This window comes from Bradyrhizobium sp. USDA 4504 (assembly GCF_054063995.1).
In genome coordinates this window covers 226,385-250,169 of sequence record NZ_JBSSGV010000001.1, presented here as the reverse complement: position 1 = coordinate 250,169, position 23,785 = coordinate 226,385, and the positions used below count along the sequence as shown (strand labels likewise).

General features: G+C 57.9%; 13 protein-coding genes and 4 pseudogenes. 6 read left to right on the top strand and 11 right to left on the bottom strand.

Going from position 1 to position 23,785, the window contains the following annotated elements:
* Nucleotides 1-582: 582 nt before the first annotated feature.
* The 3 genes from ACVMB1_RS01040 to ACVMB1_RS01030 form a co-directional block, all read right to left on the bottom strand.
* Entirely contained in the window at nt 583-1,632 is a 1,050-nt protein-coding gene (locus tag ACVMB1_RS01040) for an NADPH:quinone oxidoreductase family protein (protein ID WP_456848013.1), read from the bottom strand.
* A gap of 95 nt (nt 1,633-1,727) precedes the next feature.
* Nucleotides 1,728-2,447: a hypothetical protein gene (locus ACVMB1_RS01035; protein ID WP_456848011.1), complete on the bottom strand. Its 720-nt coding sequence runs from the start codon at nt 2,445-2,447 to the stop codon at nt 1,728-1,730.
* Nucleotides 2,448-3,938: 1,491 nt separating this feature from the next.
* Nucleotides 3,939-4,724 carry an SDR family NAD(P)-dependent oxidoreductase gene (locus ACVMB1_RS01030; RefSeq protein ID WP_456849848.1) on the bottom strand — a complete coding sequence of 262 codons (786 nt, stop codon included), beginning with the start codon at nt 4,722-4,724 and terminating at the stop codon, nt 3,939-3,941.
* Between the two features lie 125 nt (nt 4,725-4,849).
* Between ACVMB1_RS01030 and ACVMB1_RS01025 the strand changes: the two genes are divergently transcribed.
* Nucleotides 4,850-5,032, top strand: coding sequence for a hypothetical protein (locus ACVMB1_RS01025; protein WP_456848009.1), 183 nt, complete (start codon nt 4,850-4,852; stop codon nt 5,030-5,032).
* 718 nt (nt 5,033-5,750) lie between these two features.
* Here ACVMB1_RS01025 and ACVMB1_RS01020 read toward each other — a convergent pair.
* Nucleotides 5,751-7,112, bottom strand: coding sequence for an LLM class flavin-dependent oxidoreductase (locus ACVMB1_RS01020; protein WP_456848007.1), 1,362 nt, complete (start codon nt 7,110-7,112; stop codon nt 5,751-5,753).
* 2,173 nt (nt 7,113-9,285) lie between these two features.
* Between ACVMB1_RS01020 and ACVMB1_RS01015 the strand changes: the two genes are divergently transcribed.
* Complete coding sequence (locus ACVMB1_RS01015) at nt 9,286-9,432, top strand: hypothetical protein (RefSeq protein ID WP_456848005.1); 147 nt, start codon at nt 9,286-9,288, stop codon at nt 9,430-9,432.
* An 816-nt stretch (nt 9,433-10,248) separates the two neighbouring features.
* Here the strand turns inward: ACVMB1_RS01015 and ACVMB1_RS01010 are convergent.
* From ACVMB1_RS01010 to ACVMB1_RS00990, 5 genes and pseudogenes are all read right to left on the bottom strand, one after another.
* Entirely contained in the window at nt 10,249-11,043 is a 795-nt protein-coding gene (locus ACVMB1_RS01010) for an NIPSNAP family protein (RefSeq protein WP_456848003.1), read from the bottom strand.
* Between the two features lie 673 nt (nt 11,044-11,716).
* Nucleotides 11,717-12,001 (bottom strand): hypothetical protein, encoded by a 285-nt coding sequence (locus ACVMB1_RS01005; RefSeq protein WP_456849846.1) that lies wholly within the window; start codon nt 11,999-12,001, stop codon nt 11,717-11,719.
* A gap of 1,477 nt (nt 12,002-13,478) precedes the next feature.
* A complete protein-coding gene (locus ACVMB1_RS01000) occupies nt 13,479-14,321 on the bottom strand; it encodes a 2OG-Fe(II)-dependent halogenase WelO5 family protein (RefSeq protein ID WP_456848001.1) in 843 nt (280 codons plus the stop codon).
* A pseudogene (ectB, locus tag ACVMB1_RS00995) lies at nt 14,299-15,572 on the bottom strand (diaminobutyrate--2-oxoglutarate transaminase). Before ectB ends, ACVMB1_RS01000 begins: the two are co-directional and overlap by 23 nt.
* 607 nt (nt 15,573-16,179) lie before the next feature.
* Nucleotides 16,180-16,435, bottom strand: a pseudogene (locus ACVMB1_RS00990) (transposase domain-containing protein); the annotation flags it as partial.
* Between the two features lie 93 nt (nt 16,436-16,528).
* Here ACVMB1_RS00990 and tnpA point away from each other — a divergent pair.
* From tnpA to tnpC, 3 genes and pseudogenes are all read left to right on the top strand, one after another.
* On the top strand, nt 16,529-16,924 hold the full coding sequence (gene tnpA / locus ACVMB1_RS00985) for an IS66-like element accessory protein TnpA (protein WP_456847999.1): 396 nt from the start codon (nt 16,529-16,531) through the stop codon (nt 16,922-16,924).
* Entirely contained in the window at nt 16,921-17,268 is a 348-nt protein-coding gene (tnpB, locus tag ACVMB1_RS00980; protein WP_456847998.1) for an IS66 family insertion sequence element accessory protein TnpB, read from the top strand. Before tnpA ends, tnpB begins: the two co-directional genes overlap by 4 nt.
* 121 nt (nt 17,269-17,389) lie before the next feature.
* Nucleotides 17,390-18,926, top strand: a pseudogene (gene tnpC / locus ACVMB1_RS00975) (IS66 family transposase).
* Nucleotides 18,927-19,696: 770 nt separating this feature from the next.
* Here the strand turns inward: tnpC and ACVMB1_RS00970 are convergent.
* Together ACVMB1_RS00970 and ACVMB1_RS00965 are read right to left on the bottom strand one after the other, a co-directional pair.
* A pseudogene (locus ACVMB1_RS00970) lies at nt 19,697-19,931 on the bottom strand (IS110 family transposase); the annotation flags it as partial.
* Between the two features lie 683 nt (nt 19,932-20,614).
* Nucleotides 20,615-23,089, bottom strand: coding sequence for a CaiB/BaiF CoA transferase family protein (locus ACVMB1_RS00965; RefSeq protein WP_456847996.1), 2,475 nt, complete (start codon nt 23,087-23,089; stop codon nt 20,615-20,617).
* 554 nt (nt 23,090-23,643) lie between these two features.
* Between ACVMB1_RS00965 and ACVMB1_RS00960 the strand changes: the two genes are divergently transcribed.
* The gene (locus ACVMB1_RS00960) at nt 23,644-23,772 is read left to right on the top strand and encodes a hypothetical protein (protein ID WP_456847994.1); all 129 of its coding nucleotides are present in this window, start codon (nt 23,644-23,646) and stop codon (nt 23,770-23,772) included.
* Nucleotides 23,773-23,785: the final 13 nt, after the last annotated feature.

The window sequence follows — 23,785 nt, the reverse complement described above, 5'->3', positions numbered from 1 at the left end:
GTCTTGAAGTCAAGGCACCTCCGCTCAGTGTTGTTTGAATGGCGACGAGTGGACAAAACCGAGTGACTGAGAGCATGGTAAGATCGGTCGTTCGCGAGATGAGACGGCGCATTCTCGATACCGCCCTTCTGCCAGCTACTTGGCGATCGTAGAAGAAGGTCTCGATCGAGAGGCTGTGCAGCGCCAGGTGACGGAAACACTTGGTGCCATTGTCGCGGTGACGGTCTCACGCAGGTTCTGCGACAGGAACGAAAACAACGCAATCAGAACCGCCTGAACATATTTAGAGAAGATCATCAGGTCGGGCTTCCCAATGTCGGGGGAAGCTACGATCGCATCCTCGACCGGCCGCTTAGCCAGGAGAGACCGGTCTTCGGACCGCCCGAGCAACCCTCTGACGCGCAGTGTAGGGCGTACCATCGCGTCACCGGCAGAGGCAGACATACGACCTTACACCTGATCCGCGTTTGCGGTCCGATCGCGTCGCTCGCACGCATGCACAAGTGACTATTCACGGAGTGGAGCAACACTACGCAGTAAGATCACGACGTAGAGTTTCGAGCATCCAGTGCGCAGGTGAATTCAATCGATTCTGACGACGATCTTCCCTAGCGCTTTTCGGCCGACCAGTCTGGCGATTGCATTGCCGGCATCCGCCAAGGAAAAGTGCGCCGATATACAAGGCCGCAGCTTGCCACTTTGGTACCAATCGAGCAACTCAGCTGCGCTACGACGAAGATGATCGGCGCTACGGTCAAGCCACGGCCCCCAGAACACGCCGACAATCTGGCAAGATTTCAGCAAGGGAAGATTGAGCGGAATCTGTGGGACGCCTGCGGCAAATCCGACAACGAGGAAGCGACCGTCCCAGGCCATGGCGCGCAAGGCAGCCTCCGAATAGTCGCCGCCCACTACATCACATACAACGTGAGCACCATCGGGGCCGCACGCCTCTTTAAGAAGTCGCGTCACCTCTCTGCGTGAAGACGAGTCTAACAGGGCAGCAGGATATATCACGGAGCAGTCTGCCCCGTGTTCTCGGACAAGTTTCGCTTTGTCATTTGTAGAAACTGCGGCGACAACGCGAGCGCCCATAGCTTTTCCAATTTCGACTGCAGCAAGCCCGACGCCACCAGCTGCTCCAAGAACGAGGAGGGTCTCACCGTTTCTCAAAGCCCCCCTCTCCTTCAATGCGTAATACGAGGTACCGTAGGTGAGAATGAACGCGGACGCCTCTTCATATGGCATTCTGTCCGGTATCGCCACGCAACGGGTCGCGTCTATGGCAATCTTCTGCGCCATTGATCCCCATCTGGAAAATCCCATGACCCGATCGCCAAGTTGAAATGAGCCTACCCCCGTGCCGATGGCTTCGACCACACCAGAAAACTCGGCGCCCGGCGAGAATGGCCGTTTGGGCTTGAACTGATACTTGTCCTCTATGATCAGCGTGTCCGGAAAATTTACCCCGCTTGCCTTTATCCGAACAACAATCTGACCGGCGGCAGCGGTGGGATCCTCGACCTCTTCTATCACTAGCGTGTCGGGACCCCCGCTAGATCTGCTCACAACTGCCTTCATGCGTACTCCGTGGGAGACATTGAACTCGAACAAGAATGTATCGTCGGTCAAGCCATTATGCGCTCCCTTCGATATTTTGGGGCGCTCAACGATTCGCTACTGCTCCAGCAATAGCCTGGGTGCATCTAGTTGTTGAACCGCTCCGGTCATGCCGACGACAACGATGAGTTTAACGTCAGCTTGACTAGATCGTTTCGATCAACAAGGCTCCTCAACTCCTCTCCCGTTAGCCAAATAAGCCAATCGTCGTCCACAATACCCTCTTCTATCAGCCGTAGTATTGATCCACCCGGCTCATAGTGTGCATATCCGTATAGGCTGCCCTTCTCCAATCGTCGGCGCGATACAAGCGCACACAAAAAATCAGGCATCCACATCGCAAAGGAAACGCCGCGTGCTATTCCTGCCATAATCTTAGAGACGCCCTTTCCTCTAAAGTCTTTGCGGATCCAACGATCTCCATGATAGGCGACTTTGCCGGTCATAATCTTCGCGCTTGGTGCGGTGCAAGTACATCGGTCCTGAGGACGTGAATATAACGTCGGATCAGCGTAAAACGCCTTCAGCGACTCAAGATGTTCTGCGAAATTGCCGTATGAAAGATCGTACAGTCGAGCAGCCTCTAAGAGAGCGACCTGATTATTCGGGTCGACGCCCATCATCCAATATCCTTCACCCAATTTGATCGGGGAACGATCGGGCCGGAAAATCGGATATGTCGCCGTCTTTGTTGGAGTGGCTCCTGTAATCGAGACATACTCGTGAAAGTCGAATCCTATCGAAATCTTTATATTTTTTTGGAGGGCAGCAGCGTCGTATTCTTGAAGAAAGCGTGATACGAGCAACGGATTAACTATGCCTGTCATTGTTGCACCGTCTATCGAGATGAATTGCGTCGTGATCGCGGCACCGAAGCGAGCTAATGACGATGGTACAACAGTAAGAAGCGGTCGGCACCCACCTACTTTGGTAAGTTATGACGGTTGACCATTTGATGTAATATCGGTGTCGGCAGCGGCATCGATGGAGCCGCGCAGCTTACGAATGATCATCTCGCCGATCGGTCTACGGAGCTGGTGCCAGCTATCGAGCTCACGCCCTATCCGCGCCGCGCAAGCTGGAGTTCTCGACTCGAACAACGGCGTCGCCGGACGAGCCAGAAGCTTTAGTGGCTACATCGATCCGCCACATCGCGTATATCTTAGTCACATCAAGCATTGAATGAGTTCCCGGCTGCCCCGCCTCACGCCTAGTCTTTGCCTGCTACCATCCGCAACGTTCGAAGTAGCTCTACATGCCAAAAAATGCAAAGGCAGCCAATCGCTTCTTCAAAACAGTCCGCTTCGGACTCTCAAGCACCGCTGGGTTGACGATGCTCTAAAACGGCTTCGCACTCAGAGAAGTATGCGATCAAATCCACGCATGGTCGGACTCGTCCTCGCCGAGACCAAACGGTAGATTCACACACGAAGTGCAACACTTGGGCAAAGGCCTCCGCCGGAGTTTGGAAGTTAAGCACTTGCGCGGCGTGTTGTTATAAGCGGCGACGAACTGGCAGAACCGGGGCGATCGGAAGGATTGCAAGATCGGTCTTGCGAGATGAAGCGGCGCATGCGGAACATGACATTGAGTGGCAGGTTGTCGAGCGTGAGAAGGGCCACGCCATCGTCCTGCACGCGACAGCGCAACGGCTCGTCGATGTCTCAGCCGTATCGCCCGTGACATGGAGCACCTCGCCCGTGATGAAGCCCGCGCGCTCTGAGGCCAGAAGGGCGACGGCGATGTCGCGGGACTTACCCACGCGCTTGAGAGACTGCGCTGCGACAGCGCGTTCCTTGATGCTTCGTAGGTCGCCAGCGACTGCACCATCTCGGTTTCCATGAATCCCGGCGCCACGCAGTTCACGGTGACGGCATAGCGCGTCCCTCCTCGATTGCCAACGGCCGATCAGGCCGGGCTTGGTAGCGGAATATCGACCTGCGTGGCGTAACCGAAGTGGGCGCGCGAGCTGATGTTGATGACCCGGCCCCAGCCTGTTCGATGAGCTTCGGCATCACGGCCTTGGCGGTCGGGAAGGTGCCCTTGAGCATAACTTCCATCACCAGGGTCCGGTCCTCCTGCTCATCTTCACGAGGTATTTGTCACGCACGTGACCAGGACGTGGATGCCGCCGAAATGCACCACCGTTTCATCGATTAGACGCTGTACCTTCAACGTTTTAGTGATGTCGGCGATAACGCAATGCGGGCCTCCAAAACCTCGGCACGAGCCGGGCTTGCCCGACTCTGGCTCGGCCCAAGCCAAATGCAAAGGCATGGAGGGACGAGCAGGGCGTGACCAAAAGAGTTTTCGTGTTCTCACAAGATCAGATGCATGCCGGCATCGATGCGCACGCATTCACCGGTCATGTTGCTCGATTCCGGACCGGCGAGGAAGCAGACGAGCCGCGCTACGTCCTCGGCAGTTGAAACAACCTTCAGCGGCACGCGCGCCGCTACGGCATCGCGAACCTGCCGGGCACCGGCCTCGCCGCGGATCTTGGTGAACCAAGGCGTATCGATATAGTCGGGACAAACCGTGTTAAGGCGAATGTGAGGGGCTAGCGCGCGCGCCAGCGGCAGCGTCATAGCATTCAGCGCGCCCTTGCTAGCCGTGTACGCGATCGATGAGCTGGCACTGCTGATAGCCGCAACTGAGGAGACGTTCACCACCGCGGCCGGCCGGCCCCTCACTCTTGCTCCGGCCTCGAGCAGCGAGCGCGCGGCACGGATCATCTGATACGGCCCGATGGTATTGATAGCATAGATGCGCTCGAAATCCTCCGCCGAGAGCCCGTCAAGATCGTAATGCGACACATGCTTTGTTGTGCCGGCGTTGTTGACGAGCGCATCGAGCCGTCCCCAAGGCGCGGCGGCCTCGACGATCTTCCTGCAATCCTCATCGCGTGAGACGTCAGCTTGCACTACCACGACTTCAGTAGCACCCGCCATACGGCAGGCTTCGGCAGTGGCCTCGGCTTCTTTTTGGCTCTTAGAATAGTTGACCACGATGCGCGCTCCGCTTTTGGCCCAGACGCCCGCAATCGCCGCTCCAAGGCCTGAGGCCGAACCTGTCACGACCGCGCACAATCCATACTCCAACATCATTCCCTCTTCTTGAGCATTCAAGTCGCATGTTAGGTTTAGTACGCTCTATCGCGCGCAGAATGCGCACAAACTCGCAAGACTCCGTCGGGTGGATTAGATACAGATGCGCTGGACGCGTTAACATGGCGCATCATCTGCTCGTCCATGGCCGCAGGCCACTCGTCACTTGCTCGCGTGAACACCTGGAAGAACTGAAGACACTTGTTGCCGAGCCCGGCGACCTGCGCAAATACATGAAAGTCGGCGCACAGCTTCCCAAAATGGGGAACGGTACGCCTCGACCTGTGGAAACCGTTGAACCTTGAGCGGCACTCGCCGTCGACGCCGAGGCAGTGGCGCAGTGTGTCGCCCGCGACGTCGCAGAGCGGCCGCTGCGGCTCTCGGTGAGCCGAAAGTTGTATTGATCCAGTCAGACGAAATCTGTCGCGTTGGCATCCGCAAAGGGTCGGGGCCATTGCGGAGTTACAGAACCCGATCGCGCAGCCGACGCGCGAGCGTCTCGCCGGCCCCGTAGCTCTGGTGTACTGCCCTTGCAGCCCAGCCGCCACAAAGTCCTTACGCTTCTGCTCGAACTTAGGGACGGTGTGGTTGTTGGCCCGCGCGTCTGGCTGTTCGGTACCCAGGAAGCCATCGGTGAGCTCGGCCACGTCGATGAGCCTCAGCGGGAGCGCCGTCAACTGCCGGCACGTCCGCCGCTCGTTGGCCAATATCCTGTGCACGCGGTCTACCGCCCTAGGCGACGGACCGTACAACCGCGCTTTTGCCCGTTGGAGACGAACTGTGTCGCTTGAGAGCCTCCTTTGGCCGCTACGCTCCAGCCCAACCGTTCGCGACCTGGTCTCGGAGAACTGTGGTCTCTTAGACATAGGCTCCGACCTCTAGGGCATGAACTTTGAGCGCGAGCTCTCCTGCACCTCATCGGGCTCACCGCGCGAGAGAGACGAAGCCGATAATGGTCGGCGGAAAATTGATTGCGTAGGGGAACGGGCCCACCACCATGCCGCGCCACTCCGCTCAACCCCTTCATTCATGGATTATCGCTTGCGCTGCTTGCGTGAACCGATTATGTGGCCGCTTGAGGCCAAGGTTCTCCCTTAACGTTTCTCCGGAGTATCCAAATCTAAACTTGCCTCGTCGGCGCAATTCGGGAACGACGAGATCAACAAAATCCTTAAGTCCGCCGGGAAGGATTGCCGGCAGCACGTTGAATCCGTCAGCCGCACGTTGATCAAACATGTCCAGCATGGCGTCGGCAACTTCGTCCGGCGTGCCCACAATCATGAGCTGATTTCTGCTATCCGACACGATCCCGATCAATTGTCTCCAGGTGAGTTTCTGGCGTACGGCGACGTCGAGGAGCTGTTTCTGATAACTCTGGATGAAATTCGTTGGCGGTAACGCTTCGGGGACCAATGAGTCGAGATCCACTGAACGCAACTCCGTGACGAACCCCAGCGAACGATCAGCCATTCCGATTTGTACATCCGTATGCATGTACGATCGCAGCCGTTGAAACTTCTCAGAGGCTTCTTGCTTGGACCTTGCAACGATCGGGATAATGCCTGGCATGACAAGCACCTGATCATCCTCCCGCCCAAGTGCGCGCGCCTTTCCTTTTAGAGTTGCGTAGAATCGTTTTCCGTCCTCTAAAGAATGAGAGGCGGTGAAAACGACCTCGCCGACTTCGGCGGCGAGCCCCATTCCGGCATTGGATGCACCAGCCTGAACCAACACAGGATACCCTTGAGGCGGCCTTGCGATGTTTAATGGACCTCTGACTGAGAAGTAAACCCCTCGGTGCTCAAGCAAATGCAGCTTTGTAGTGTCCGCGAAAATACCACTTTGCTTGTCCCGAATGAAGGCGTCGTCTTCCCACGAGTCCCAAAGACCCTTAACAACTTCTACAAACTCTCTCGCTCGAGCATAGCGCGTGTCGTGATCTGGCAGCTCCTTCTCGCCAAAATTGGGGGCTTCGAAGGCAGATGCCGAGGTGACAATATTCCAGGCCGCACGCCCCCGCGATAGGTGGTCAAGTGAGGCGAGCATGCGTGCAAGATGATAAGGCTGGTGATACGTCGTTGTTGCTGTCCCGATAAGGCCGATATCTTGCGTTCTCGATGAAAGCGCCGATAGCAGCGTGATTGGCTCGAACGAATCGTTTCGACTTACTCGAGCCATATGTGCACGATCTCGCTCCAGTATGCTTGCGCTGTCGGCGAGAAATACGAAATGGAATGCCGCAGCTTCGGCAAGCGTCGCCAGATGAGCATAATGGTCAATATCGACACCGCCATTCGCCGGCACGCTCGGATCGCGCCAAGCAGCTTCGTGAAATCCCGCCTGAGAGAGAAACAGTCCGAGCTTTAGCTCATCGTTTCGACGCATGCCATACCTCTCGTCAAGTGACAATCTGCTGATGCCACCCTTCCCTAAAAATGTGATCTGGCGTTCTTGAGACTCTGTGAACGGTCGCCAGAGGTAGCGGGTGCCCCTCCCATCTCCCCTTTCGAGTGGTCGCTAGGTCTACTAAGAGCTCTCTGTTGGAGCAGCCTGATCTCCGCAGTCATCGCTTCAGGCGCATCGATTCGCTCCGCTGGAGAGAACAATTGCGCTGATGCACGCGCCCAATTTATCGCAGCTCACGCTCGACCGCTCGCACATGTGTCTCTTTGCCATGCGTCTGTAGTTAACATCAATCACCAACGTTGGTAGTTGATTGCCGCGCAAGTTGTTGTGGGTCGCGAATGGAGAACGATCTCGCGAGTCGCCGTGAATGCCTCTTGCCTTGCCATGACTTGTGTTGACGAGACGCTCTTGCTCCCACTCATCGTTGCACGCTTAGGCCGTAGTCTCATCCTCAGCGATGAGCTTCACCACGTCGAACCCGATCCTCAATCCTGTTTTCAATGCGGCGTGTTCTGGAAATACCTTGTACGTCGTCACCAACGAACTTGGCTTTTAGGACGATAAGGATTTCGAAACTGGTGGGGCGCTATGATGCGCAGTGTCCGACGCGCGCCAACATGGTCTGATGGCCGGAGCTTCCAACCATCGCAGATATCAGGAAATACTGCTAGACCATGTCATTGGCGCGCTTGGCGAACGCGAGCCGGAGAACTCGAGAGCCGCCATCCAGTCGGGCTTGCTCTCGCCATGCAACCCCGACCAGGGACTCTATCTCTTGAATGCGCCGTATCAACGATGTCGAGCACACCGAGGTGCGAGCGATGAACGCAAGATCGGTTATCGCCATCGCGATTTACCCAACCGGCCAGCACCATAGGCAACGTGAGCTTCGCAGCTTCGCTCGACGCAAAGTGAAATCCAGGCGTCCGTCGCGGCAGTTCGTTGCGCTGGAAACACTGCATTCGACGAGGCGGACACGATATACCTTGACGTTAGGGGAAAGGATCGCCTGCCTCGATCAGAACTCGCAAGGGATCGCAGGCACGAACTCACGCGCAACTTTGACTAGCCGGACGTCTGAGACGCGAAGCGCGCAATTGGCTTCGACGTGCAGTCGAGCAAAGGCGCCTCGGTTGCTCGCTCGCTGATGCGATTAACTCCGCGGTACCGGGTCGGCTTCCGGCGACACATCGGACGTCTTTGCACGTGTGCAGCGCAGCGACTACGTGGCAGGTAGCAGGCACACTGAAACGGTTGAATGCCGGCATCGCCGTGGATGCAGGCGCGAACCGCCCCCACGTAATCCATCCTGTGCCTTTTGAGGCAGTCGACTTTGCCCGCGACGCATGCTTTAACTGAGACGCGATTGTCTAGTATGCCATCACTGCAACTTCTAGAGCATGGGACGTTGGATAACACTCCCGTTCAAGACTCATGGATATCGCGAGAGCTTGATTTGAAACGACTCTTTCCAAGCACGAGCGTGTCGCGAACCCGACTGCATGTAATATGACAGTCGCATCGGACACGCTTGATATGATCTCGCACCGATTGCCTAGATCTGGACTTCAAGAGCCTGTCCATTCGAACTGAAGGGCACTCCGATGTTGCCCGCCAGCGGCTCGTGGAGCTCAGTCTCGCAGGCTAAGAAAGTCGAGAGGCAACTTAAAGGCCGGAGCAAGGTCGCCGCCGCGCGCCCGCATGACGTCTCGCTAAATGGTCAGGTAGTTGCATGCTGAAATGAATCTGCTCCGAGTTGACAAACACCGACAGCCTCGAAGACAGGAGGTGTCAGATGGAAAGACCTCAAGGCCAGTCGTTTACGGAGGACTAATGACCAGCAAGCGGTCGATCGTCGGGCCCTTGATCCGGATCTGCTGCAGCTTGGCCTGCGCTATTTCGTGCTCCGTGGTGAGTGTAACAGCGAGGGCGGGCGAGTCTAGCACGACACCCGCGGTGTTATGGCGGAACAAAGCTCAGGGCCGCGGGTCGAGCCTTGGTCGCATCGAACGGTTGATGCGTCGTCACAACATGCGGGCCATCATCGCGCGGCCACGCCTGGTGCGAACCACCGACAGCTGCCAACGACCTGCCAATCGTCCCAAATCAGCTCGACGCAACCTCATCGCCGCTGCTCTGAACCAGATCTGGCTTGCCGACACACTACATCGAAACCGATCAGGGTTGGCTCTATCTGGCCGGCATTATGGGTATGTACAGCCACAGGATTGTCGGCTGGCCGATGGCGGATCATTTGCGCGCTGAGCTGCCCTTGGCGGCCTTCCGGATGGCGGCTTGAGGAAGAACACCTTTCGCCGCTTCCCGACGCCATCTGCCAAGGTCAACGGTTTCAAGATCGCCGTGACGCGGTTGGCGGCAGGGATTGCGGCGCGCCTACGAACTCTGCGAGCTGGGCCACGTCATCGCATCTGGTCTACACTTCGCTGTACAAGCGTGCATGGCCATGGCGCAACAGCGCCGCGGCTCAACGAGATGGGGGAACGTCGCAGGTGCCGCATCTTCCTTGCATTAAAGTCTGACGCGAGCGCTGACGAGCAGCAGTCCCACCGCAATTTCGCCACGGCGGCGCGCGAGGCGCGGCACTACGTTTTGACGGGGCCCACCGCGTCCCCTTGTTCAATGCGGTGACACCATAGTTTGCACGTCGGCAAGTGTAGCTCAGCCCAGCAGACCGGCCATCAGGATGACGATTGCAGGGTCTCGCGCAGGCGTTTGCGTGGTCTGCGTGCCGAGCGGCCGATCATAATGCACTAGCAGCTCCCGAGCGACCTGCTCCCCGTCATGCGCAGTCACTGGACGGTCGAGAACCCCCTCCATTGGGTGCTCGACGTGCAGTTGCCCGAGAACGGCAACCGCACGAGCAACGACAATGCTTCCGAAGTGCTCACCATTCTCCGCCGACTGGCCCTCAACATCGTGAGAGCCAACCATTCGCCTTGTTGATTTTTTTCTCCTCAAACGGCGCGCGGACGCCCCTTCAATTCGCAAATGAAATTGCAAGCTTCCAGGGGCCCTCAATATCCGATGTAATCTTACTCAGCTCGATCTGTTGAAAACCTTACGCTCAATAGCTGGAAGGCTTCATCACGGACGACTAAGTCCGCAGCACAGCAGCGAGTCTGGCGTGGGGCTCAGGCGTGTACGGCGCGGCGCGCCAGAGCTCGGTGTGGACCCCGGCCGTCAGCGCTCCGTTCTTGTCCGTCTCTTTCAAGATTGCCTGCCATTCCGGGTCTTCGAGGAACCGCTTCCAGACGCGCTCCCTCTCAGCCAAGCTGTCCCATTCGTTAATGTAGATGAGCTCGTTGTTGAACCCACCGAACGTAGGTATCCAGAATCCGACCAGCTTGATGCCGTGGTGGGCCCATATTGGCAAGGCATTGGTCTCGAAGCGCTGGTGCATTGCTTCGAGGTTTCCCGGGGTCGCCTCGTAGCGGCGATATTCGTAGTGCTTCGGCTGTTCGAGACGACATTTGGAAAGCTTGTCACTTGCCCGCTCCTCGTGCCGCACAGCGGCAAGCGTAGAGTGGGGCTCCGGCGTGTACGGCGCGGCGCGCCAGAGCTCGGTATAGACTCTGGCATGGACCGCTCCATTCTTGTCAGTCTCCTTCCAGATTCCCCGCCACTCCGGGTCTTGGAGGTACTGCTTCCAGACGCACTCCCTCTCAATCAGACTGTCCCATTCGCAAATGAAAACGAGCTCGTTATCGAACGCGCCGAACGTAGGCATCCAGAACCCGACCAGCTTGACACCGTGGCGGCGGAATGCTGGCAATATAGCAGTCACGTGTCGTTGGTGCATTACTTCGAGGTTCCCCGGCGTCGCCTCGTAGCGACGATATTCATAGAGCTTCCCCGCTTTGAGACGATATTCGTACCTCTTGTCACTCATTCTTTGGTCTCCTTCGAATTATTCATTTTCCGCTCGCTTCGTTATGGCGTTCATGCCTCCGGTGCTTGCTTCCTGCTGGAGTGCGTGAGGTGGGTTACTCGAGCAGATATCGTGGGTCCTTTCCGGTACGAACACTTCCGCCGAGAACCCGTCGAGATCGCGATGCGTCACAGGTTATGTTATGCCGACATTGTTGACGAGGGCGTCGAGCCCTCCCAAGGTGCGGCAGCCGCAGACGTCCTCCTGTAATCGTCATCGCGCAAAACGTCGCCCGGCACTACCACGATCTCGGCAGCGGCGCCTTGCGACAGGCTTCGGCCGTTGTCTCGGCTTGCTTGCGGTTCTTAGAATAGTTGACCGCGACGCGCGTCCAGCCTTAGGCCCAGAAGCCGGTCGTCGGCCAGATGCCGGAGCCGTCACGGTCGCGCACGATCCATCCTTCGAGATCATTTCCACTTCTCGAACATTCAAGCGGCGTGTTGCGGGCCCGCATGCCATACCGCTCGGCAGAATGCGCGAACTCTCCAAAACTCCATTGCAAGAATTGGACATAGGCCGGATGCCGGCGTTGAAATCGCGATCATCTGCTCGCTCGTGGCCGCTCGCCCCTCGTCACCCACTGGCATGAGCAGGCACCAGAGGACCATTGCGAATACTGTAGTCGCCGGTTGAATCAGTGTGCAACGTGGAGGCGCTTGGCGTGTTCTATCTCCGCTTGCAGAAACGACGGCGGAAGCCCGCGAGGAGCAGATCTGGGTCCCATATCGTAGTTCAACGTCCCGCAATCCAATGTACAGATCTCAAGACGCAGGTCTTCAATATGGACCAGCCGCTCAAGCGCGCTCGCCTTTTCTGTCCCCGGTGCTGGCGGCAGCGGACACCCCACCCCACCCAGCACGAGGGAGCATCCCATTCCCACAGTCAGGTTGATTACCATCTTCGCATCCGACGTCCCAATGCGCTGCCTCCGTCGGCGCGCCGCAGGCTAGGTCCCAGCAACGGGCGTGCCACTCGCGTAATTCCGTGTGCGGCTTTCCTCACCAGAAAACGGTAGGCGTAGCAGGAGGCTGCTCTCGGAATGACTTTGCGGATTGTGCGAGTTCCGCCATCGCTGTAGTCAACCGAACAGGGCGGGCACGACAAGTTGGAGAGCTCACGTTTGCCAAGCCTACCAATCACCGATTCGACTTTAGCGCCTAGACAATCGACGCAATCATCTTGGGTCCGGACCACGACCGGACCGGGATCATCTTGGGTCCGGACCACGACCGGACCGGGCCATAATGCCGTCAGCTTCGATCTCTATGAGAGCGCAATCTGCCTTTGCGCTCAGAGCTAGAAGAGGGCGTCCACCATGGCAGCCACCACCGCGGCACAAACTGTACATCTGCTGTTTTCGGAACGACTGTCCGCCGCCTTTCAAAACTAACGTCGCAAGTCAAACAACTGCTGCAGCAGCAATCCATGCCTTCGCGCTACGGACAAACCGGGCAGCCGCTCGCTACGATCTCCGCACAATCCGCGCCTTGTCCTCGTCGCACCACTTCCGCCCACGGCCGCCTCCGTTGACGACCTCAAGCACCGGCTCCGCGATACGAATATGCCTTCTGTCCTAAGCTTGTCGCAGACTTGCAGATCGCCTCGTCATCCGGTCGGTGGCAGCTGAACAGCGCTTCTGGCATGGCATAGGCCGTGGACTTCAGGTATATTTAGGGACTGGTGGGGCCGCCGTAGTCGGTTACCCAAACCACGACCTTGGCGCGGGCGTCATCCAGATCGAAGAAGGGTCTTGTTCAAAATTCACTGCGCATCCACTCTCGCCGATGTTCTGCGTCGGTTTTCCAATACGATAAAGTGCAATCGATGACGGTGTCCTTGCTCCAGGCGAGCACGGCGTTGCCGGTAAACTCGGTTCCGCGGTCGGACAAGCGTGCCGCGTCGCTTGACGATTGCCACCAATTTGCGGGCCACGCGGTACCACGCGATCGATGTATGCGGAGAGATGCCCAAACAGTCCTTGGTGACTAGTCGGCGAGTCGAGAATACGGAAGCGTCTGTTCCAAAGCTTGCGGACCGCCCTTCATCGCGAGCCGCCTTCGCTGGTCGGTTAATAGAGCATTTCGAACAAATATTCTTGCGCATACAGCAAGCGCGACGCGAGCGGTGGATCTTGACCGGGTGCTCATCGAGCAGCGGCCGCTCATTTCCTTGCGGCCAATTCCGACGGACATCCTAGGTTCCGAGACCGTATGACGTATGACATCGGGAAGCACATCGAACGTCCAAGCATGGACCGGCGCGACGCGGCATAGCGACTTCACTCGCCAGCCGGCGCTGGTCTGGCCGACCCCGCGCAGCTCGCAAAGATGCAGATTGCGCCACGCATCACGATGGCAACGCTCTACTTAGCGCCAAAGCGGTGTCGCTATTCAGCCTCAGGTCCACCAGAGAACAAGATCCGGCCGGGCAAATCCGAAGAAGCTGTTCAGCAAAAGGCGACGCTTTCCGCTGCCCGATTGTCCGGTGACCCCGTGAATGAAGCCGCCGTCGATCAAAGCAATATCGCCGGCCTTAAGCTGGAAGTCGTGACAAGGAACGGCCTCAAGATAGCCCGTCGAATAGGGATACCCCGTTGTCTCCACACCTTGAGATTTTCGGTCAATGACCGTCGGCTTATGGCTCCAGATCCGCAGATTGCCACCTTCCTCGGGCATGCTAGGATAAAAGTTGAGCGCTACAACGGTGTTGTTCGCCACCGCAGTAAGCTCGTAATCGTTCCCGGCACATAACACTTGAGCAACATCGTCGTGAGGCTCTAAGGCGTACATACCTGTACCAGACCAACAGAGAGCACGACAAATATTAGCGTGACCGTGCGCTGAACGGGCCAGCCGCAATTCAATGCCGTGATCGTGCAGTTCACGCTTCAACGCGTCGAATAATCCACGGACCGGATCAACCAAGTTGCCAAAGAGGAGGTCGATGAATGGTCGCGCGTTTTCTGCCTCTGCGAAATAGGTGGCTGCATTTTTCCTGTAGTGAGACGCGCCGATGTATTGTCCGCTAACGCCATCTTTGCGCTCCTTGAGACCAGGATTGCGTGTAAAGTTCGTCGAGATCTCCTCGGCTACTTCGATACTGAAACCTTGCTTGATGTGCAGACCAGTGACCTCACCTTGCAGGACTAAGATGATCTCTCCAGTGCTGATCGTTCCGGTTCGTTCTCTGATCACAACCGGCGAGATGGCGGGCGCTTTAGATAGTTGGGCAGTCACCATTGGCTTGCTCCTGTAGTGCGTTATTGAGGATGGCGATGGCACGATCCAGTTCATCATTAGTGATTGTTATCGGCGGGAGGATTTTGATTACGTCGCGATTTGGCCCTGAAGACTCGATCAATAAGCCGTTTTCGAACGCGAACTCGTGCACACGGCCGACCATGTCCTGTGAACGACACTTGAGGCCTGCCATCAGGCCACGGCCGCGCTTTTGTTCGACGCATTTAGGAAAGTTCGCAACGAGGTGATCAAGGTGTTCTTGCAGTTTGACCGCTGTTCGCGCGACGCCGGCAGTAAACTGCCTGTCTGACCACATTTTGCACATGGCCCCTGCGGTCACGAAGGCAAGATTGTTGCCTCTGAAGGTACCGCTATGCTCTCCAGGATTCCATATGTCCATGTCGGGGCGGATCAGAACAATGGACAACGGATTACCGGAACCGCTTAGGGATTTCGATAGGCACACGATGTCGGGTTCGATCTTCGCGAACTCGAACGAAAAGAAATCGCCCGTTCGCCCCGCACCTGCCTGAATGTCGTCGACGATCAAAACAACGTCGTGCTTACGGCAAATGTGCTGAATCTCTGTGAGCCAAGCCGCGGATGCTGTGTTCATGCCGCCTTCTGCCTGGATAGTCTCCAGAATAATTGCGGCGGGCTTTTCTATGCCGCTCCCTCGGTCACCCAATACGTAGTCGATATAGCTTGCGGAATCGAAGGCCCGGTCCGGATAGCCGTCGTAGGGGACACGGATCACATCGTGACGAGCGACGCCGCCTAGATCCCTGGTCGACGCCGAACCCGATACTGCCAGGGAGCCAAGCGACATCCCGTGGAACGCGTTTGTGTGAAGGCCATGACGCTCGAGCGGCTAGTATATTTCCGCGCCAACGCCAGCGCGGCTTCGTTAGCGCTTGTCCCCGTCGGCCCAGGAAACTGAATCTTGTAAGAAAGGCCCCTCGGTTTCAGGATCGAATCGACAAACACTTCAATGAATTCACGCTTTGACGCTGTATGCATATCGAGCGACAAAAGAATGTTCCCGCCGGCGAGATATTGAATTGCTGGTGCGATAATATTCGGATTGTTGTGCCCGTAGTTTAGTGCTCCGGATCCCACAAGGAAATCAATATAAGTCTTACCGGCCTCGTCCTGGATTGTCGCGCCAAGGGCTTTTGTAAAGACTGTTGGAAATGACCGCCCATAGCGGCGAACGTTCGACTCATGTGTCTCGAAAACGTCGGTATTCATTTTAGGAGTCCATCTGCGTGGAGGCATCGCCTTCAATGGCATATTGATTGAGCGGACTTGATTGATGATAGATGTCATTCACCTCGACGACGGACAAGGGTCACCATGTCTCCTTCCAGACGGCTCAATCAGTCGGCCGCCTTTTTTAAGAGCTGTTTCGCATCGACTTTAGGTCGTGGCTAAGAATTGCGAGGATCGATGTTAGAAATCGGCGCACCGACACGAGTGGGTCGCTGGTATCTAAAGAAATCGCTCCGAACAAACGTGAGGCCGGACCGATAGTTGATTCTGGTGCTTCGAGAGACTGCGAAATGCGTGGTGCGGTAATCGCGCCAACCATGGTTGTCTCCTTCGCAAGTGGGTGGTTCATCGACTCAGCATGCCAGCAATACCAAGCCTGGACATGCTCGCCTTTCGGCGATACTTCGCGTTGACGTTTTACTTACCTGAGAAAGACGAATAGCGAAGCTACCAAGATTAGTCGTCCTCCTTGGCCGTCTATCTCCGCCTAAACTGTGCAGGAATCAGAGCGCGGGAAGAGCAGAGTAGTCTTTTATTGCGACCGCCAACCAACTGATAGAACGCCCGTCTCAGGGTAAGCCCAGTCTCACGCCACGGCTTTGAGGGCATGAGTGCGGTAGGCCCAGGGCAATAAATGGTCGATTTCGCGTCTTGGATCCCCGTTGACGATCCTTGTCGGGACTTCGGTCAGATAGGCGAGCGGATCGACGTCGTTGGGCTTGCAAGTCACGATCAGGGATCGCGGCGACAGCCCATGTTCGGCACCGCCGTCGAATCCGGCAAACAGCGCTGTTCTTGCGACTGTGCTTAACACCACGGATTGATCGTTTGACAACATTCGAGCTTGAGTACGCATCCGACGGGCGCCGTCTTGCGTGACGCGAGGTAATTCGCGAAGCGTGTAGCCTTAAGTCTAGCTTTAAGGTCATCAGGCGATGCGGGTCGAGGTTTTGGGCGGGCTGGAGCGGCGGCGGCGCTGGTCGCAGGACGACAAGGCACGGATTGTCGAGGAGACGTTGGTGCCGGGCGCGAAGGTGACTGAGGTTGCGCGCCGCAACGGAGTCGCGGCCAGCCTGGTGTTTACCTGGCGTCGACAAGCACGGACATCAGAGCAGGTCGTACCATCTTTTGCGCCGGTGCAGATCGTCGCGACGGAGGTGGAGGAAAGTCCGAAGCTTTTGCCTGCGGGTGACGGTCGGGTGCGCTCCGTGGCAGCCGCGCGTACTGGATTGATCGAGATCGATCTTGGCAACCGGCCACGCATCCGGGTGGACGCGCACGTCGACCCGGAGGCGCTGGCGCGGGTCCTCGAGGTGCTTGAGCGCCGATGATCGCCATACCGGGCAATGTGCGGGTTTGGCTCGCGACCGGTCATACCGATATGCGCCGAGGCTTCCCGAGCCTTGCGCGTCTGGTTCAGGGGGGTTTGAAGCGGGACCCTCACGCTGGCGATCTCTACGTTTTTAGGGGCCGCCGCGGCGACCTGATCAAGATCATTTGGCATGATGGCCAGGGCGCATGTCTGTTCACGAAGCGGTTTGAGCGCGGGCGCTTTTTGTGGCCATCGCTGGCGGACGGCGTTGTGACGATCAGCGTTGCGCAACTATCCTATCTCCTGTCCGGAATTGACTGGCGGATGCCGCAGGCAACCTGGCGTCCACAGGCTTCCGGTTAAGCTGTGGCTCTTTGACTCACGGCAGGAATCCAGCGGGATTTTTTGCGGCGAATATGGTTGATTCGTCCTCGTGACGACGCCTTCCGATCCGCTTCCCGCCGACCTTGCGGCTGCGCATGCGATGATCATTGCGCAGCGCGAACAGCTGACACTGGCGAAGAGCGAAGTGACGGTCGGCCGGCTGGAAATCGAACGGCTGAAGCTGATGCTGGCCAAGGCACGGCGCGAGCAGTTTGGGCAATCCTCCGAGCGCGGCAAGCTGCTGGTTGAACAGCTCGAGCTTGCCATCGAGGATCTTGAAGAGACCCAGGCCGAACAGGAAACCAAGGCCGAGATCGCCGCGCCGGAAGCCGCCAAACAGAAGCGTGCGCAATATCCACGGCCGCCGCGACGCCCCCTACCAGATAACCTGCCGGTCGAGCGCGCCGTCGAACCCACGCCTTGCGCATGTGGCAAGTGCGGCAGCGAGCGGCTGCACAAGCTCGGCGAGGTGGTCTCGAAGACCCTGGAATGCGAGCCGCGGCGCTGGAAGATTATCGAGCATGTCCGCGAGAAGTTCTCCTGCCGGGATTGCGAGGCGATCACCGAGGCGCCGGCGCCCTCCCATCCGATCCCGCGAGGCTTTGCCGGGCCGAACCTGCTGGCGATGGTGCTGGTCAACAAGTTCCTGCTGCACCAGCCATTGAACCGGCAGAGCAAGACCTATGCCCGCGAGGGGGTCGCGATCGACGTCTCGACCTTGGCGGATCGGATTGGCGCCTGCGTGGTGGAGCTCGATCCCATTATTGAGGCGATCCGGATCCACGTCATGAGCGCGGAACGCATCCACGCCGACGATACGACGGTGCCGGTGCTGGCCAAGCTTAAGACGGTGACCGGCCGGATCTGGACCTATGTTCGCGATGACCGGCCGTTTGGCGGCACGGATCCGCCGGCGGCCCTGTTCTACTACTCACGCAACCGGGCTGGAGAACATCCGCAAAGCCATCTTGCCGGCTATGTGGGCCTCATGCAGGCAGATGCCTTTGATGGATATAACCTGCTCTACAAGGCCCAAAGGAAGCCGGCTCCGATCCTGGAAGCGGCGTGTTGGAGCGCCACGGCCGCAGAAAGTTCTTCGACCTGGCGAAATCTGGAGAGGCGCCGATTGCCAGCGAGGCGGTGCGGCGCATCGATATCCTGTTCGAGATCGAGCGCACCATCAACGCCAAAACGCCGGAGCAGCGGCTTGCGGCACGTCGTGATCAGTCAAGGCCGATCGTCGCCGATCTCGAAATCTGGATGCGCCAGCAGCGAACCTTGCTCTCATCAGGCAACGATACTGCGAAGGCGATCAACTACCTGCTCAACCGCTGGGCGGCGTTCACCCGCTTCCTGGACGATGGCCGCATCTGCCTCTCGAACAACGCTGCCGAACGAGCGTTACGCGGTGTGGCTTTCGGAAGACGAAATTGGACCTTCGCCGGTTCAGATGCTGGCGGCAATCTGCCGCCGCTGTCTATACCCTGATCGAAACCTGCAAGATGAGCGACGTTGATCCGCAAGCCTGGCTCGCTGACGTGTTGGCCAGGCTTCCAGATCACCCCGTCAACAGAGTCGCCGACCTGCTCCCGTGGAATTGGAAGGCGACCCAACAGTCCAAAGCGGCTGCTGCCTGAACGCCGCGGCAGACCGGCGTGACTGCCCGGGGTGCTGGCCGGATGCGTACGAGCTTGATGAGGCCGTCATCGATGAAGCGTTAAGCCTTGCTAGCGCGAGAGGATGCACCGAATTGCCTCGGCGTAATTTGATCCTCTGGCTGATGAGAGCCAGCTTGGCGCCGCAGCCGTACTTCGATGGCATCGGGCAGTGATCTGCGCTTCTGGTGCCGTACGAGGCGACGCACCGGAATAAACAGCAGATCGTCACCCATAGGCGCCGACAATCGGCGCGCTTTCCGGCGCCAGGTGAACACTTGTCGTGGGCTCCGTGCCGCCGGGCAATCTTCTAAACGACCGCGCCCGGGACCCGTCTCCTCGACGGTCCGGCGTTGTCGTCCTTGGAACACCAACGACGGCGCCCCGTCTCCGTGATCACTTTCAGCCGGCGCGCCGGTCACGTCAGAGTTAAAGTGTATGGTCAAGCATAGATCCAGGCCAATCCCTTCAAAGAGATTGTGGAAACTCGCATATCCCATGTGCCGCGAGAAGGCGGGAACGGAACGATGCTCTGATGTCCGCTGTCAAAACGCGGAGCATCGTCCGATCGTCAATCGGCTGTTCATAGAGATGATTGTGCGTAGGGTGGAGGCAGCGCCGAAGAACGTTTGTGATCAAGCTCCGATGCTGACCGGCATTCCCTCCGCCGTGGTTCCGCCTCCCCCATGCATGATGATAAGAAGGGTACGTGATTGAGCCGTCCTCCACTTGCCGGCGAGCCCCCCCCCCGTGAATCCGACCAGTTCACGGCCGATTGACAGTGCAGACCACCCTCATTCGTTTGCCGCACGAGCCCGCTTTCGAGTAGGCGGCCAAGCGGCTCTGCGCCTACTCACACTGCTGGCGATGCCTGATCAGCTGGTATAGCTTTGTCTTGCCTATCTTGGGCGGATGTCGATATGTCCAGGCACTCTCGACCAATACGTGGCGGACGCGGCCGTTGCCGCCCTTGGTGATGCGCCGTACCTGACGGGCTCGCCCCTCGGTCGCTAGCTTGGCACACCAGGCCGAGGACGCCGTCAAACCGATTGGCAATCCGCCCGATAGCGTGGCGCATGTTGGTGGTGGAAGCATCGACCTCACGAAGAACCGAACCTCTCCCCGGCATCCATCCGCAATCGCGACGGCATTTCTCAGCTTGGTCACATCGCTTCCGACAAATGCTTCCCTATAATCTCCCACGGCTCGTCCTCCTGTGATGAGGATCGGCTCAGCACGCCCGAGCAACCCTCGGACGAGCAGTGTAGGCAAGCTAACTCACCAGAAGAGGCGGACATACGGTCCCGTCACGCGAGATTGGCCAGAAAGCTACCGGTCTTGGACTATCCCAAGGCGCTTGAGGCGTATGATCTGCCGCCGCTCTACCAAGCGTGGCGGCAGCACCTCACCCCAGAGACCTCATCAGTTGTTGCGAGTCAAGATATAGTAACCTTGCTCGTTGAAAGGAACGGATGTTGATGAGCTGGGTCGCTCACCCGAAATCGATTGAATGAACTGCAAGATGCACAGCAAGCCGAACTGCGGCGATCCGGACTTCCGCAGTAGCGCCCGGAGTACGTCGCCTTATAGCTACCGCGATGAACTACTAGGAATCGAACAACACGCTGATTTCGAGTTCGCTAAATCGTTGAACCTCATCCCCTTTGAGATCAGTTTGATGAGACCGTCATTGTTGCTGAAAGTTCGCCTTCGGGAAGCATCGCTGTGCCTATGATGCCGTCCCTCACCAAGTGCGCGATCTCAATGTCAGAGAGGCCGAGAAGTCCCGATAGGATCTCTCTGTTGTGTTGTCCCAGCGTCGGCGCTGCTGCGCGGATTGGATAGGGCTCCGAACCTTCGCGAATCGGCAATGAGAGCTGCGGATGCGAGCCTATGAATGCGCGCTCGACTTCCTGCAGAAACGCGCACGACCGGAGATGCCGATCCTTGAGCAGGTCAACTGGGAGGCGGGCGACGCCGGCGGCCACTCCCGCGGCTTGTAACTCAGACATGGCCTGATCCGCGTCCCGAGTGAGCGTCCATGCTTGGATGCCTCTCTCTAGGACATCTTCGATGTCACGGCGGGCTTCCTCCGATTTGAGCGACTGATCTGCGGCCCAGTCTGGCCGGCCAATGACCAGGGCAAGCCTCCGCCACATGTCTTCATTTGTCGCGGCGACCATGATCCAATTGTCTTCACCCGCACATCGGAAGCAGCCATGCGGCACGAACTGCGGGTGTCGATTGCCATACCTTCTTGGCGGCGTACCGTCCATCGAATGAACGGTGATCCACGGCGCCGCAAACGGCATCATGCATTCGACCTGGGCGAGGTCTATGAATTGTCCCTGTCCGGTGTTGCGGGCGTGAATCAGGGCGACCAGAACTGCAGCGCAGCCGTTTAACCCACCGACGGCATCGCCAAACGCTATGTGGCTCATCACAGGCTGGCTGTCGGCATTTCCGATCACGCTTGGCAACCCCGAGCCCTGCTCAAGAGTCGAGCCGTAGGCCCGGCAATCACGATTGGCGCTTTTTGCGCCAAAGGCTGACATCGACATCATGACGAGCCGCGGGTTGAGCGTCTTGAGCACGTCGTAGCCAAGCCCGAACTTCGGAAGCACATCGACCGAATAATTGTCGACGACAATATCAGCTCCCGCCAAAAGCCGCTTGGCGAGAGCCAGGCCCCGCGGCCGCCTGAGGTCGAGTGTGATACCACGCTTGTTGCGGTTCATGAAGCAGAAGCGTACGGTCTTTTCGTACATCTGCGCATCGATATAGGCGGGCCGTCGGTCAACACCGCGCCACCAATCCGGATACTGGATAGCCTCGATCTTGATGACGTCCGCTCCGAGATCAGCCAGTGTGCGCGTACACAGTGGACCTGCCCAGCCCATTGAGAAGTCGATGACGCGAATTCCCTGTAATGGCTGCCGGGTGACGTCAATGCGGCTATCTGACGCCGATGCAATGCCCAGATTTCTTCGCGCATTCTTGACACTCTGGCGCTCGCCCAGGGCCGGAACCTTTCCTCCCCGACGCGGCGGCGTCAATGTCAACCGCTGCACCGAGCCGACCGTCAGGCCCTCCTCTTCGCCCAGAAGAACAGGCACGATCGCGCCACGCACTTTCTTCTCCGTATCTTGGAGCAGATCGGATATCTCGGGCACAGGCACGATCGGAATCCTTCGTTTTCGCCCCTCTGCGAACCACTCCTGTGCGGTCCGCGCTTTCAATCTCGGCATAAATACTCGTTCGATCTGTTCCAGGTGTTTCAGACGATCTTCGCCGATGATCCAAGTCGACTCATCACGCAACTCGGATAGCCCTAGCATGTCACAGAATGCCCGCCATTGTGCCGGCGTTGCCACCGTGATGCCCAGCCAACCCTTTCTAGTTTCGTAAATGCCAACCGGAGCGCCTGGCCAAAACCGGTTAATTCCAATGCGGCGCATCACGTCGCCGCACGCAAACGCCTCCGACATCAGATACTCACTGAGAGCGAGGCTCGATTCGAAAATGCTTAGCGACCACGACCGCCCTCCCCTGCTCAGCGTTTGCGCAACCACCGACGAGGCCGCGGCAATAAAGCCCCACAGGCCTGCGAGGATCCCCGTTTGGAAATCCGGTGCGTGCATCGGCGGGCCCTCTGCCGGTCCAACCAAACTGATAAGGCCGGCGAGCGCACGAATGGTTGAATCGGTTGCGGCCAATCCTGCATAGGGCCCCTTGCGACCGAACCAGCTCCCTTGGAGGCAAATCAACCCGGGACAGAGCTGGCGGACTGCGGTCAAATCAATGAACGGGCAATCCGCGGCATCGACGTCGCGACCATCGATCAGAATGTCGCAATCCTCGATTAATGCTGTCAGTCGTGCGCTCGCCTGTGGTGCGGTGGGATCGATGACGATGCTTGATTTGTTGAAGTTCAGGAAGGCGAACCAAGCGCTCCTCCCGCTGGGTGTTAATGGCAGGCTCCGTCGAAGTGGATCCCCTAGTGGCGACTCGATCTTCCGAACGTCGGCACCGAAATCGGCAAATAGCCTCGCACAGTAGCTGGTCGCCGCCGAGCTACCGATTTCGACCACCCGCAGATGCGACAACACTCCCATCGATGGCTCCATTGTGATCATTCGAAACATGACCTATCTCACGATGCGAGACAGCGGGCGCCCTGTTTCTTTGCAATTGGTTCGAGCTAGCTCGGGCACCCGAACTGAACGCAGAGCTCCCTTTATCTCACGTCGCCTCTCGAAATCGATAACCTTATGGACCCGAACACGGTCCTGCCGTCGGCAATAGCCCTTCAAGTTTATTGTAACGTTCCAGCTTCTCGCCTCCAAATTAGTGGTCGGCGATGCCGCGACAGAAGTTGGCATGAAAGCCGGAAGCGTGAGACGTGGAACGAGTTGCCCACGTTTTCATTGCTGCATTTGTTTTATCCTGACGAGCTGCGTCATGGCCCGTACAGCATAATCTGTACGGCACGATACTAGTTGACGGCACACCATTAGCAACGGTCGAGGCACTACCTACTCTGGTGAGGAATAGTTGTTTGATTGCTGAGGAACGGCTGTTGGGTGTTATTGGCATTCAACTGCGGAGAGTTTTTCGGTGATGCCCGAACATTCGGTTTTCTCGAGTGATGCGACCGGCCCGGTCAGTGATGAGGCCGCGTCGTCTTAAGAGTATGAGCATGGAGGACCTGCCGCTCACGATCGAAACGGTCAAGAACCTCCTGTACGATTGCCACGCCGGCGCCACCAACTTTGCGCAGGCCCAGAAGATCGAAGCGATCCTTCCCTCACTGTGTTCGTCCGAGTGACGTATCAGCCGGC

Bases quoted from the DNA above. Each gene is read 5' to 3' on its own strand.
- tnpB (WP_456847998.1), top strand. From the start codon at position 16,921: ATGATCGCCATACCGGGCAATGTGCGGGTTTGGCTCGCGACCGGTCAT.
- ACVMB1_RS01035 (WP_456848011.1), bottom strand. From the start codon at position 2,447: ATGACAGGCATAGTTAATCCGTTGCTCGTATCACGCTTTCTTCAAGAA.
- tnpA (WP_456847999.1), top strand. From the start codon at position 16,529: ATGCGGGTCGAGGTTTTGGGCGGGCTGGAGCGGCGGCGGCGCTGGTCG.
- ACVMB1_RS01025 (WP_456848009.1), top strand. From the start codon at position 4,850: ATGGCGCATCATCTGCTCGTCCATGGCCGCAGGCCACTCGTCACTTGC.
- ACVMB1_RS01020 (WP_456848007.1), bottom strand. From the start codon at position 7,112: ATGCGTCGAAACGATGAGCTAAAGCTCGGACTGTTTCTCTCTCAGGCG.
- ACVMB1_RS00965 (WP_456847996.1), bottom strand. From the start codon at position 23,089: ATGTTTCGAATGATCACAATGGAGCCATCGATGGGAGTGTTGTCGCAT.
- ACVMB1_RS01030 (WP_456849848.1), bottom strand. From the start codon at position 4,724: ATGTTGGAGTATGGATTGTGCGCGGTCGTGACAGGTTCGGCCTCAGGC.
- ACVMB1_RS00960 (WP_456847994.1), top strand. From the start codon at position 23,644: ATGGAGGACCTGCCGCTCACGATCGAAACGGTCAAGAACCTCCTGTAC.
- ACVMB1_RS01000 (WP_456848001.1), bottom strand. From the start codon at position 14,321: ATGGTGACTGCCCAACTATCTAAAGCGCCCGCCATCTCGCCGGTTGTG.
- ACVMB1_RS01010 (WP_456848003.1), bottom strand. From the start codon at position 11,043: ATGAGTGACAAGAGGTACGAATATCGTCTCAAAGCGGGGAAGCTCTAT.